The 12,350-nt window shown below is 75.1% G+C and carries 12 protein-coding genes; 4 read left to right on the top strand and 8 right to left on the bottom strand.

Going from position 1 to position 12,350, the window contains the following annotated elements; all coding sequences use genetic code 11:
- Nucleotides 1-115: 115 nt before the first annotated feature.
- The gene (locus tag WAB14_RS02900) at nt 116-1,261 is read right to left on the bottom strand and encodes an acyl-CoA dehydrogenase family protein (protein ID WP_340267188.1); all 1,146 of its coding nucleotides are present in this window, start codon (nt 1,259-1,261) and stop codon (nt 116-118) included.
- Between the two features lie 103 nt (nt 1,262-1,364).
- Between WAB14_RS02900 and WAB14_RS02895 the strand changes: the two genes are divergently transcribed.
- Complete coding sequence (locus WAB14_RS02895; RefSeq protein WP_340267186.1) at nt 1,365-2,705, top strand: UDP-glucose dehydrogenase family protein; 1,341 nt, start codon at nt 1,365-1,367, stop codon at nt 2,703-2,705.
- 76 nt (nt 2,706-2,781) lie between these two features.
- Complete coding sequence (locus tag WAB14_RS02890; protein ID WP_340267184.1) at nt 2,782-4,209, top strand: LCP family protein; 1,428 nt, start codon at nt 2,782-2,784, stop codon at nt 4,207-4,209.
- 7 nt (nt 4,210-4,216) lie between these two features.
- On the opposite strand, the gene purE is transcribed toward WAB14_RS02890, so the two are convergent.
- Nucleotides 4,217-4,702 carry a 5-(carboxyamino)imidazole ribonucleotide mutase gene (gene purE / locus WAB14_RS02885; protein WP_340267408.1) on the bottom strand — a complete coding sequence of 162 codons (486 nt, stop codon included), beginning with the start codon at nt 4,700-4,702 and terminating at the stop codon, nt 4,217-4,219.
- 20 nt (nt 4,703-4,722) lie between these two features.
- Nucleotides 4,723-5,925: a 5-(carboxyamino)imidazole ribonucleotide synthase gene (locus WAB14_RS02880; RefSeq protein ID WP_377002425.1), complete on the bottom strand. Its 1,203-nt coding sequence runs from the start codon at nt 5,923-5,925 to the stop codon at nt 4,723-4,725.
- 34 nt (nt 5,926-5,959) lie between these two features.
- On the opposite strand from WAB14_RS02880, the gene WAB14_RS02875 reads away from it, so the two are divergent.
- The gene (locus WAB14_RS02875; protein ID WP_340267182.1) at nt 5,960-6,580 is read left to right on the top strand and encodes a GtrA family protein; all 621 of its coding nucleotides are present in this window, start codon (nt 5,960-5,962) and stop codon (nt 6,578-6,580) included.
- On the opposite strand, the gene WAB14_RS02870 is transcribed toward WAB14_RS02875, so the two are convergent.
- From WAB14_RS02870 to WAB14_RS02850, 5 genes are read right to left on the bottom strand one after another with little or no spacing between them, the layout of a single operon-like run.
- Nucleotides 6,496-7,290 (bottom strand): enoyl-CoA hydratase/isomerase family protein, encoded by a 795-nt coding sequence (locus tag WAB14_RS02870; RefSeq protein WP_340267180.1) that lies wholly within the window; start codon nt 7,288-7,290, stop codon nt 6,496-6,498. The genes WAB14_RS02875 and WAB14_RS02870 overlap by 85 nt on opposite strands.
- A 45-nt stretch (nt 7,291-7,335) precedes the next feature.
- Nucleotides 7,336-8,298 carry an adenylate/guanylate cyclase domain-containing protein gene (locus WAB14_RS02865; RefSeq protein ID WP_340267178.1) on the bottom strand — a complete coding sequence of 321 codons (963 nt, stop codon included), beginning with the start codon at nt 8,296-8,298 and terminating at the stop codon, nt 7,336-7,338.
- The gene (locus WAB14_RS02860) at nt 8,295-9,074 is read right to left on the bottom strand and encodes a biotin--[acetyl-CoA-carboxylase] ligase (protein WP_340267176.1); all 780 of its coding nucleotides are present in this window, start codon (nt 9,072-9,074) and stop codon (nt 8,295-8,297) included. Before WAB14_RS02860 ends, WAB14_RS02865 begins: the two co-directional genes overlap by 4 nt.
- A gap of 21 nt (nt 9,075-9,095) precedes the next feature.
- Complete coding sequence (locus WAB14_RS02855; protein WP_340267174.1) at nt 9,096-9,821, bottom strand: ABC transporter permease; 726 nt, start codon at nt 9,819-9,821, stop codon at nt 9,096-9,098.
- Entirely contained in the window at nt 9,818-10,477 is a 660-nt protein-coding gene (locus WAB14_RS02850) for an ABC transporter ATP-binding protein (RefSeq protein WP_417281682.1), read from the bottom strand. Before WAB14_RS02850 ends, WAB14_RS02855 begins: the two co-directional genes overlap by 4 nt.
- A 171-nt stretch (nt 10,478-10,648) precedes the next feature.
- Here WAB14_RS02850 and WAB14_RS02845 point away from each other — a divergent pair, with 171 nt between their 5' ends.
- Entirely contained in the window at nt 10,649-12,304 is a 1,656-nt protein-coding gene (locus WAB14_RS02845) for an acyl-CoA carboxylase subunit beta (RefSeq protein ID WP_340267404.1), read from the top strand.
- Nucleotides 12,305-12,350: the final 46 nt, after the last annotated feature.

The following is a 12,350-nucleotide window of genomic DNA, read 5'->3' as shown; positions in this document are numbered from 1 at the left end:
TCACCCAGAGCGACTCATCTGCTTCGTTCCGTGAACACCCATCGGCGCGTCGCCGTGACGCCTTGACCCGCGCGGTGTAGGGAGAGGCAGCGACGCCCGGTCGCGACCGGGGTCGTCAGCGGAGGAGCTGGCGCCCCATGACGAGCCGCTGGACCTGGTTCGTGCCCTCGTAGATCTGCGTGATCTTGGCGTCGCGCATCATGCGCTCGACCGGGTGGTCGTTGACGTACCCGGCCCCGCCGAGCAGCTGGACGGCGTCGGTCGTCACCTGCATGGCGACGTCGGAGGCGAAGCACTTCGCCGCCGCGCCGAAGAACGAGAGGTCCGCGTCGGAGCGCTGGCTCCTGGCGGCCGCGACGTACACGAGCTGACGCGCGGCCTCCAGCTGCATCGCCATGTCGGCGAGCATGAACTGGATGCCCTGGAACTCCGCGATCGCCTTGCCGAACTGACGGCGCTCCTTCACGTAGTCGCGGGCGTAGTCGAGGGCACCCTGGGCGATGCCGACGGCCTGCGCCCCGATCGTGATGCGGGTGTGGTCGAGCGTGCGGAGCGCGATCTTGAGGCCCTGGCCCTCCTCCCCCACGAGCCGGTCGCCGGGGATGCGGCAGGAGTCGAAGAGCAGCTCCCGGGTCGGGGAGCCGGTGATGCCGAGCTTGCGCTCCTTCGCCCCGAAGGTGAAGCCCTCGTCCCCCTTCTCCACGACGAAGGCGCTGATGCCGCGGCTCCCGGCGTCCGGGTCGGTGACGGCCATCACGGTGTAGAACTCGCTGACGCCGGCGTTGGTGATCCACGACTTCTGCCCGTCGAGCACCCAGTCGTCGCCGTCGCGGCGCGCCCGGCACCGCATGGCGGCGGTGTCGGACCCGGCCTCCCGCTCCGACAGGCCGTAGCTGAAGCCCTCGCCGCGGGCCAGGCGCGGCATGTACCGCTGCTTGATGTCGTCCGACCCCGCGAGCAGGACCGGCATCGAGCCGAGCTTGTTGACGGCGGGGATCAGCGAGCTCGACGCGCACGCCCGGGCGACCTCCTCGATGACGAGGCACACCTCGAGCGCGCCCGCCCCGACGCCGTCGTACTCCTCCGGCACGTGCGGGGCGTGGAAGTCGGCCGCGACGAGGGCGTCGTGGGCCTCCTGCGGGAAGCGCGCCTCGCGGTCGACCTCGGCGGCGTACGGGGCGACCTTGTCCGCGACCACGGCCCGGACGGCCTCCTGCAGGTCGCGCTGGTCCTCGGTCAGGGTGAAGGCGTCGTCGCTCACGGGGCGATCCTACGCAGGGGCTACCGGTCGGTAACCCCTCGTCGGGGCGAGACGCGGTCGTTGCGGTCCGGCTCCGGGTCGGTGCGCGGTAGCGTGCGCCGTCGTGCGTATCTCCGTCATCGGTTGCGGCTACCTCGGCGCCGTCCACGCCGCCTGCATGGCCGACCTCGGCCACGAGGTCGTCGGCGTGGACGTCGACCCCGCGAAGGTCGAGCTGCTCGCCGCCGGCAAGGCCCCGTTCTACGAGCCCGGGCTGCCGGAGCTCCTCGAGAAGGTGATGGCGACCGGCCGGCTGCGCTTCACCACCGACATGGCGGAGGTGGCGGGCTCCCGCGTCCACTTCGTGTGCGTCGGCACCCCGCAGCGCAAGGGCGAGTACGCCGCCGACCTCACGTACGTCGACGCCGCCGTCGAGGGTCTCGTCCCGCAACTGCGCGGCACGGGCGAGGCGCCCGCGCTCGTCGTCGGCAAGTCGACCGTGCCCGTCGGCACGGCCGCGCGCCTGGCGGACCTCGTGGCCGACGGCCTCCCCGACGGCGAGCACGCGCTGCTCGCGTGGAACCCCGAGTTCCTCCGGGAGGGCTTCGCCGTGCAGGACACCCTCGCACCCGACCGGTTCGTCTACGGCCTGCCCGACGGGCCGGACGGGGAGGTGGCGAAGGCGCTGCTCGACGAGGTCTACGCGACGCCGCTGTCCACCGGCACGCCGCTCGTCACGACGGACTACGCGACCGCGGAGCTCGTCAAGGTCGCCGCGAACTCGTTCCTCGCCACGAAGATCTCGTTCATCAACGCGATGGCGGAGGTGTGCGAGAAGGTGAACGCCGACGTCGTCGCGCTCGCCGACGCCATCGGCCACGACGCGCGCATCGGCCGCAAGTTCCTCAACGCCGGCCTCGGCTTCGGCGGCGGGTGCCTGCCGAAGGACATCCGTGCGTTCATGGCCCGCGCCGGCGAGCTCGGCGCCGACCAGGCGCTGACGTTCCTCCGCGAGGTCGACGACATCAACATGCGCCGCCGCCAGCGGATGGTCGAGCTCACGCGCGAGGTGTGCGAGGGCTCCCTGCTCGGGCGTCGCATCGGCGTGCTCGGCGCCGCGTTCAAGCCCGACAGCGACGACATCCGCGACTCCCCCGCCCTCAACGTCGCCGCGCAGCTGCGCCTGCAGGGCGGTCACGTGACGGTGTACGACCCGCAGGCGGTGGAGAACGCCCGCCGGGTGTGGCCGGACCTGCGTTTCGGCAGCAGCGCCGACGAGGCGGTGGAGAACGCCGACGTCGTCCTGCTCCTCACGGAGTGGCGGGAGTTCCGCGACCTCGACCCCGAGGTGCTGGGGACGAAGGTCGCCCACCGCCGGGTGCTCGACGGCCGCAACGCCCTCGACCCCGCCCGCTGGCGCGCGGCCGGGTGGACGTACCGAGCCCTCGGCCGGCCCCGCGGCTGACCCTCCGGGAGCCCGCTGACCTGCGGGTCCCGCCCGCCTGCCACGCGCACCACCCGGACGGCTCTACCGTGGTGGGGTGCCCGAGCAGCCGTACCGCGACGACGACCCGACCCGCCAGATGCGGCGGCCGGCCCCGTTGCGGTCGCCGCTGACGGGTCGCCCGACGGTGCAGGGCGCCCGTCCCGGCGCCTCGCCGGGAGCGTCCGGCGGTGCCTCGGGCGCTGCCTCGGGCGGTGCGCCGTCCGCCCCGGACGCGACGCGCGTCATGCCGCGTCCGGCGCCGCAGGAGCGCGGCTCGAGCGCCCGCGGCGCCGGGGTGCGACCGGCGGCGGCGCCCGTGCGGGAGCAGTGGCAGCCCTACGTCGACCGTGACGACACCGCGTACGCCCCGAGGCCCCCGCGCTCCGGCCGACCGGGCGGCTCCGGCGGCTCCGGCGGCTCCGGCGGCTCCGGCGGATCCGGCGGCCGGGGCGGTCCCCCGTCCGGTCCTCGCCCGGGCGCCCGCGCGCCGCGCCCCTCCCGCGCCCCGCGTCGGCGCCGCCGCGGGCGTGGTGCGCTCGTCGTCGTCCTGCTGCTCGTCGCGCTGCTCGTGGCGTACCCGGTGTCGCTGGGCCTCGTCGCGTGGCAGAACGTCCGCACCGTCGGTGACGTCGCGACCGCGGCCGGCACACCGGGTACGACGTTCCTCCTCGTCGGCAGCGACTCCCGCGCGGAGGTCGAGGGCGAGGACGGCGAGGTCCTCACCGACACCACGGGCAGCCGCACCGACACGATCCTCCTGCTCCACACCCCGACCGGCGGCGGGCCGACGGTGCTGCTGAGCCTGCCGCGGGACTCCTACGTCGAGATCCCGGGCAGCGGCATGAACAAGCTCAACGCCTCCTACGCCTTCGGCGGGCCCCAGCTGCTCACCGAGACGGTCGAGGCGGCGACGGGGATCGGGGTCGACGGCTACGTCGAGACCGGCTTCGGCGGGTTCGCCTCCGTCGTCGACGCCCTCGGCGGGGTGACGGTGACGCTGCCGGAGCCGATCGAGGACTCCTTCGCCGACATCGACCTCCCCGCCGGCGAGCAGACCCTCCAGGGCCAGGACGCACTCGGTCTCGTCCGCACGCGGAAGACCGACGCCCGGGGCGACCTCGCCCGCGTCGAGCGGCAGCGGCAGGTGCTCGCGGCCATCGTCGACAAGACGGCCTCCCCCGGGGTCCTCCTCGACCCGCGACGGGCCTACGCGACCGCGGCGGCGGGCGGCTCGGCGCTGGCGGTCGACGACGGGATGAGCCCGTTCGGCCTCGTCCGCTTCCTCCTCGCGATGCGCTCCGCCGCGGGTGGGAACGGCGTCCAGCTCACCGTGCCGGTGTCGAACCCGTCGCTCAGCACGGACGTCGGGTCCGCCGTCGAGTGGGACGACGAGCGGGCCGAGCAGCTGTTCGCCGCCCTGCGCGAGGACGACACCCGGGAGGTCCAGCGCCTCGCCGAGCAGTGGGAGGCCGAGGCCGGCTGAGCGCCTCTCAGCCCTCGAGCCGCGCGCGCAGCGCCTCGCCCTTGCGCAGTGCGGTGTCGCGCAGACCGGCGGCGTGGTCCTCGAGCCGGTGCCGCAGCGCCTGGGCCGCCTCGCCCTCGCCTGCGGCGAGGATCCGGGCCGCGAGCAGGCCGGCGTTGCGGGCCGCGCCCACGCCGACGGTCGCGACCGGCACGCCGGCGGGCATCTGGACGATGCTGAGGAGCGAGTCGAGCCCGTCGAGGTGCCGCAGCGGCACCGGCACGCCGACGACGGGCAGCGGGGTGACGGAGGCGAGCATGCCCGGCAGGTGCGCGGCGCCGCCCGCCCCGGCGACCACCACCCGCAGACCGCGCCCGGCGGCCTCGGCGCCCCACGCCACCATGTCGTGGGGCATGCGGTGGGCGGAGACGACCCCGACCTCGTACGGCACGCCGAGCTCCTCGAGCGCCTGGGCCGCGCCCTCCATCACCGACCAGTCGGAGTCCGACCCCATGACGACCCCGACGAGCGCGCTCACTCCGTCACCGTCCCCGTGATGTAGTCGGCGGCGTGGCGGGCCCGCTCCCGCAGCGCGTCGAGCCCGTCCGGGTCGTCGCCGCTCACCGTCACGTGCCCGATCTTCCGTCCCGGCCGCACGGCCTTGCCGTAGAGGTGGACCTTGACGCCGGGGTCGCGGGCCATGACGTGGAGGTAGGCGCGGTAGAGGTCGGGGTGCTCCCCGCCCAGGACGTTCGCCATGACCGTCCAGCGCGTCCGGGCGCGCGTGTCCCCGAGCGGGAGGTCGAGCACGGCCCGCAGGTGCTGCTCGAACTGGCTCGTCGTGCTGCCGTCGATCGTCCAGTGCCCGCTGTTGTGCGGCCGCATCGCGAGCTCGTTGACGAGGAAGCGCGGACCGTGGGGCCCGGGGACCTCGAACCCCTCGACGGCGAGCACCCCGGTGACCCCGAGCTCGCCCGCCACACGCAGCGCGACGTGGGCGGCCTCGCCGGCGAGGTCGTCGTCGAGACCGGGGGCGGGCGCGAGCACCTCCCGGCACACGCCCGCCTCCTGGACCGTCTCGACGACCGGCCACAGCGCCGCCTGCCCCGACGGGCTGCGCGCGAGCAGCACCGCCAGCTCGCGGGTGAAGGGGACGAGCTCCTCGACGAGCAGCGGCGCACCGCCCGCGCGCTCGAACCACGACGCGGCCGTCGCCCGCGCCTCCGCGTCGCCGTCGCGGACCACGAGGACGCCCTTGCCGTCGTACCCGCCGCGGGGGGTCTTGAGGACCGCGCCCCCCTCGTGCGCGGCGACGAAGTCGTCGAGCGCGGTGACGTCGCCGACCTCCGCCCACGCGGGCACCGGGACGTCGAGCGCGGCGAGCCGTCGTCGCATCGCGAGCTTGTCCTGCGCGTGCAGCAGCGCCGCGGCGCCGGGCCGCACCGCGAGGCCGTCGGCCTCGAGCGCGGCGAGGAGCGGCTGGGGCACGTGCTCGTGGTCGAACGTCACCACCGCGGCGCCGTCGGCGACCGCACGGACCGCGGCCTCGTCGTCCGCCCGCCCGACCGCGTGCGCGGCGACGAGCGCCGCGCTGTCGGCGGCGTCCTCCGCGAGCACGCGCAGGTGGACACCCAGCGCGACGGCCGGCGGCACGAGCATGCGGGCGAGCTGCCCGCCGCCGACGACGGCGACGGTGGGGAATCCGGGCGACTGCGTCTCGACGGCGGGGCTCGGCACGAGCAGAGCCTACGCAGCCGACTACCGTGGTCCGGTGCTGCGACGCCTCTACGGGACGATCCACGGCGCCCTCGCGCTCGTGGTGCGGGAGGCCATGAAGTTCGGTGTCGTGGGGGCGGTCGCCTACGTCGTCGACCTCGGGGTGTTCAACCTGCTGGTCCACGTCGGCAGCGACCCCGTCCTCCAGGAGCGCCCCCTCACGGGCAAGGTCGTCTCGGTGTGCGTCGCGACGCTCGTCGCGTGGCTCGGCAACCGCTACTGGACCTTCCGCCGCCGGCGCCGCTCCGCCGTGCCGCGGGAGCTGTTCCTCTTCGCGGTCGTCAACGTCGGTGGGCTGCTCCTCGCGCTCGTCCCGCTCGCCGTCAGCCGGTACGTGCTGGGTCTGACCTCGGCCCTCGCCGACAACATCGCGGCGAACGTCGTGGGCCTCGCGCTCGGCACCCTGTTCCGGTTCGTCATGTACCGGACGGTCGTCTTCACGGAGCTGCGGGAGGGCGAGCCGGGCGCCGCGCCGGCGGTCGTCGAGGGCGCCGCGGCGGTCTCGCCGGGAGCGGATCCGGAGCCCGGGTCTCAGGCGGGGTCGGCCCAGCGGGGCTCGCGCTTCTCGACGAAGGCCGCGATGCCCTCGACGCGGTCCGGGCCGCCGACGACCTGACGCCACGCGGCGTCCTCGACGTCGAGCGCGTCGGGCAGCGGCCGGTGGGCACCGTCCCGCATCGCCTGCTTCGCCAGCCGCACCGCCCGCGGCGACCGTGACGCGACGGTGCGGGCGACGTCGAGCGCCTCGTCGACGACCGTGCCGTCGGCCACGAGCCGGTCGAGCAGCCCCAGCCGGTACGCCTCCTCCCCGCCGACACGACGCGCCGTGAGGACGAGGTCGGCGGCCCGGCCCCAGCCGAGGCGGCGGACCGCCAGCTGCGTGCCACCGCCGCCCGGCAGCAGCCCCACACCCACCTCGGGCAGCCCGAGGACCGTCCCCGCGTCGCCCACGACGAGGTCGCACGACAGCGCGAGCTCGCAGCCACCCCCCAACGCGTAGCCGGTGACCGCGGCGACGACCGGGACGGGCAGGCCGAGCACACCCCCGTAGGCGCCGCGGTTGGTGTCGCGGGCGGCGAGCAGGTCCTCGGTCGTCGCGCCGCGGCGCTCCTTGAGGTCGGCGCCCACGCAGAACGCGTCGGCGCGCGAGGACCGGAGCACGACCGCGCGCAGACCGGGGCGTCGGGCCAGCTCGGCCGTCGCCGCGCCGAGCTGGCGGGCGAGCAGGACCGAGATCGCGTTGCGCGCCTCCGGGCGGTCGAGGACGAGCGAGACGACGTGCCCGGCCTCGTCCTCGTCGACGAGCCGGACCCACTGCTGCTCCATGGTGCGTGCCTCCTGAGGGTGGGGTGGGCGTGTTCTCCGGCGTGCTCAGCCGTGCTCGCCGGGGGCGTAGCCGCCGCGCTGCTCCCGCCGGCCCACCGGTTCGACGGTGACGAGCGGCACCCGGCCGACCCCGCGGACCTGCCGCTCCCCGAGGGGTCGGAGTCGCAGGCCGGGGGTGCCGGTGAGGAGTGTGGCGGTGCGCGCGTCGGTCAGCACCTCGCCCCCGCCCGCGAGGCGGCACACGCGCGAGGCGAGGTTGACGGTGCTTCCGAACAGGTCGCCGAGCCGCGCCACGACGGGACCGTGGGCGAAGCCGACCCGGACCCCGGGGACGAGCGGCTCGTCGTGGAAGGCGTCGGCGAGCTCGAGCGCCGTCCGCGCGGCGTCCTCGGGCCCGCGCGCGGAGAACATCACCTCGTCGCCCACCGTCTTGATCACCCGGCCCCCGCCGTCGGCGATGACGTCGCCGGCGACGTCGCCGAAGCGGCGCACGAGGTCGGCGAGCTCGGGCTCGTCGAGGCTCTGCACGACCTGGGTCCACCCGACGACGTCGGCGAAGCCGACGGCCCGCTCGAACGCCTCGCCGGCGGGGACGACGACACGGTCGACGGCGTCGTCGATCAGGCGCCGCCACACGATGGCGAGCAGCGCCTCGAGCCGGGGCCCCAGCTGCTCGAGGAGCGCGACCGTCGCCGTGGGGTCCCCGTCGACCCGCTCGGCGACGGACTCCACCTGCCACGTCGCGAGCCGGTCGAGGGAGCGACCGACGGCGCGGGAGAGGTTGAGGACCGTCTGCTCGTCGAGCGTGCCGTCGCGGACCATCCCGGCGGCCAGCTCGAGGGCGCTCAGCTCGGTGTCCCCGAGCGCGGGCTGGTCGGCGACCTCGGCGTAGCCGAGGGCACGGAAGAGCTTGCGCGCGCTCAGCTGGGAGACACCGACGGCGCGCGCCGCCTCCCGCAGGGTGTACGTGCGCTGGGTCCCCGTCGAGGTGCTCCGCTGCTCCGTCACCGCACGTGCTCCACGTCACCGGCGGACAGGCGGTGCCGGGTGCCGTCGTCGGTGACGACGACGAGGCAGCCGTCGTCGTCGACGTCCTCCGCCGTGCCGTCCACCGAGCCGCCGGGCGTGCGGACGTGCACGACGCGCCCGGGTGTCGTGCAGGCCGTCCGGTAGTCCTCGCGCAGCGCGGCGTCCCGGGCGGCGCCGGAGCCCCAGTCGTCGAGCCGGCGACCGACGTGCACGACGAGGGCGTCGAGCGCGGCGTCGAAGCCGGGGTCGCGTCCGGTGGCGAGGAGCAGCGAGGTGGCGCTCGGCACAGGGAGGTCGTCGGACTGCTGGCCGACGTTGAGCCCGACGCCCGCGACGACGTGCGCCGTGCCGTCGGGGGCGGTCGCGACCTCCACGAGGACGCCCGCCAGCTTCCTCAGCCCGGTGGTCGCGCCCTGCTCCCCGTCCGACCGCGGCCCGGCGGGGACGACGACGTCGTTGGGCCACTTGAGCGCCACGCTCCGGAGGCCGAGCGCCCGCACGGCGTCGACGACCCCCAGTCCCACGACCATCGGCAGCCAGGTCCGGTCCCGCTGGGGCCGCGCCGGGCGCCACAGCCACGAGACCGCGACGGACGCGCCGTCGGGGCTCGACCACCCGCGGTCCAGACGCCCCCGGCCCGCGTCCTGCCGCCGGGCGGCGAGGACACGCGGACCGCCCTCCCCGCGACGGACGGCCGCGACGAGGTCGGCGTTCGTGGAGCCGGTCGCCCCCACCACCTGCACCGGCCACTGCACGTCGGCACCGTACCGTCGCCCTCACGGCGTCCGACGACGCAGCGTGAGCGCCCCCGCGACGAGGGCGGCGCCGACGTACCCCACGACGACGAGGAGCGAGCCCGCGACGCCGTCGGTGCTGGCCACCGTGACCGCCGACATGAGGTCCACGGCGTGGCTGAGCGGCAGGAGCGACGACAGCTCCCGCAGCACGTCGGGCAGGTCCTCGCGCGGCCTCAGCAGCCCGCACAGGAGCACCTGGGGCAGCACGAACGCGGGCATCAGCTGGACCGCCTGCAGCTCCGTGGCGGCGAAGGCGCTGCCGGCCAGTCCCAGCGCCGTCCCGAGGACGGCGTCGAGCACCGCGACCCCGACGAGAGCGACCGGTGGTCCGGCGACGTCGAGCCCCAGCGCGAGCGCGACGAGGGTGACGACGACCGCCTGGACGACGGCGAGGAGCCCGAAGGCGATCGCGTAGCCGGCGACGAGGTCACCTCGCCCCAGCGGGGTCGTCATCAGCCGCTCCAGCGTCCCGGTCTGGCGCTCCCGCAGGGTCGTGACGGAGGTGACGACGAACATCACGACGAACGGGAACAGGGCGACCATCGCGGGACCGACCCGGTCGAAGACGTCCGTGCCCCGGTACACCCACGCCAGCAGCGCCACGAGGACCGACGGCACCACGACGACGAGCCCGACCGTGCGCGGGTCGTGCCGCACCTGCTGCAGCACGCGTACCGCGGTCGCGACCGTGGCGGCGGCGCTCACGGCGTGTCCGGCTCGACGAGCGAGAGGAAGGCACTGCCCACGTCGCGCGTCCCGGTGCGGGACATGAGGTCCTCGGGCGTGTCGTGCGCGACCACCCGCCCCTCTCGCAGCAGCAGGAGCGACTCGCACCGCTCCGCCTCGTCCATGACGTGGCTCGAGACGAGCAGGGTGGTGCCGTCGGCCGCGAGCGCGCGGAAGAACGCCCACAGGTCGCGGCGCAGCACCGGGTCGAGCCCCACGGTGGGCTCGTCGAGGACGAGCAGCCGCGGTCGGGCGAGCACCGCGGCAGCCAGGGCGACACGCGAACGCTGCCCCCCGGACAGCGAGGCCACGAGCCGATCGGCGAGCCCACCGAGGTCGACCTCCCCGAGCGCCCGGTCGACGGCCGCCGCCCTGCCCGACCGCCGGATCCCGGCCGCGGCGGCGGCGTACGCGAGGTTCTGCCGCACCGTGAGGTCCTGGTAGACCGCGCCGGACTGGGGCCCGTAGCCGATGTCCCGTCGCAGAGCGGGGTCCCCGGCGGGGCGGCCGAGCACGCTGAGGCGGCCGCTCACCCGCTCCTGCACCCCGACGACGGCCCGGAGGAGGGTGCTCTTCCCCCCTCCGCTCGGACCCACGACGCCGAGGAGCTGCCCGACGGGGACCGCGAGGTCCACGCCGTCCACGACCCGCCGACCGCCGCGCACGACGCCGACGCGGTCCGCCTCGAGCGCGAGCCCGCCGGCGTGCCTGCCCACACGACGAACGTCCTCCCGCGCCCGCGCGCCCGTCAAGGGCCGCTGCGCCTGCCGTCCACCGGCGGCGCCCGCCTCGCGCCCGGGCGCCGGATGCCGCCGCGGGTAGGGTCCCTGCTCGTGCAGCGCAGCGACAGCGAGACGGGTCACGGGCAGAGCGGCCCGGACATCCACACCACCGCCGGCAAGCTCGCCGACCTCCGCCACCGCATCGACGAGGCCGTCCACGCCGGCTCGGCCCGCGCGGTGGAGAAGCAGCACGCCAAGGGGAAGAAGACCGCGCGCGAGCGCATCGAGGCGCTGCTCGACCCGGGCAGCTTCACCGAGCTCGACGAGCTCGCCCGGCACCGCTCGACGAACTTCGGTCTCGACGGCAACCGGCCGTACGGCGACGGCGTCGTCACCGGCTTCGGCACGGTCGACGGCCGGCAGGTGTGCGTGTTCGCGCAGGACTTCACGGTGTTCGGCGGCAGCCTCGGCGAGGTGTTCGGCGAGAAGATCGTCAAGGTCATGGACCTCGCGGCCCGCGTCGGCTGCCCCGTGGTCGGCATCAACGACTCCGGGGGCGCGCGCATCCAGGAGGGCGTCGTCGCGCTCGGCCTCTACGCGGAGATCTTCCGCCGCAACGTCCACGCCTCCGGGGTCGTCCCCCAGATTAGCCTCGTCATGGGGCCGTGCGCCGGCGGGGCGGTGTACTCCCCCGCCATCACCGACTTCACGATCATGGTCGACCAGTCGTCGCACATGTTCATCACCGGCCCGGACGTCATCAGGACGGTGACGGGCGAGGTCGTGACGATGGAGGAGCTGGGCGGCGCCCGCACGCACAACAGCCGGTCGGGCAACGCCCACTACATGGCGAGCGACGAGGACGACGCCATCGAGTACGTCCGCGACCTGCTGTCGTTCCTGCCGGCGAACAACCTCGAGACCCCGCCCGTGGCCGAGCCGGCGGACGACCCCGCGGCGACCGAGCCGCGCGAGGAGGACACCGCCCTCGACACGCTCGTGCCCGACTCGGCGAACCAGCCCTACGACATGCACGCCGTCATCGAGGCCGTCGTCGACGAGGGGCACTTCCTCGAGTCGCAGCCCCTGTTCGCCCCCAACATCCTCTGCGGGTTCGCCCGGGTGGACGGGCACCCGGTCGGCATCGTCGCCAACCAGCCGATGCAGCTGGCGGGCACGCTCGACATCGACGCCAGCGAGAAGGCCGCGCGCTTCGTCCGCACGTGCGACGCCTTCAACGTGCCGGTCCTCACGTTCGTCGACGTGCCCGGCTTCCTGCCCGGCACCGACCAGGAGTGGAACGGCATCATCCGCCGCGGCGCGAAGCTGCTGTACGCCTACGCCGAGGCGACGGTGCCCATGGTCACCGTCATCACGCGCAAGGCGTACGGCGGCGCGTACTGCGTCATGGGCTCCAAGCACCTCGGCGCCGACCTCAACCTCGCGTGGCCGACGGCCCAGATCGCCGTCATGGGCGCGCAGGGCGCAGCGAACATCCTCTACCGCGGGGCCCTGGCCGCCGCCGCCGAGCGCGGCGAGGACGTCGAGGCGCTGCGGGCGCAGAAGATCACGGAGTACGAGGACACCCTCGCCAACCCGTACATCGCGGCGGAGCGCGGCTACGTCGACGCCGTCATCGAGCCGTCGGAGACCCGCGTCGAGATCGTCAAGGCGCTGCGGCTGCTGCGCCACAAGCGCGAGACGCTGCCGCCGAAGAAGCACGGCAACATCCCGCTCTGACGGGGCTGCGAGCCCGCGCGGGAACTGCAGGCACCCCCCGGGACGT

It is taken from the genome of Aquipuribacter nitratireducens (assembly GCF_037860835.1).
Classification (GTDB): domain Bacteria; phylum Actinomycetota; class Actinomycetes; order Actinomycetales; family JBBAYJ01; genus Aquipuribacter; species Aquipuribacter nitratireducens.
This window is presented reverse-complemented; position numbering and strand designations above follow the sequence as displayed.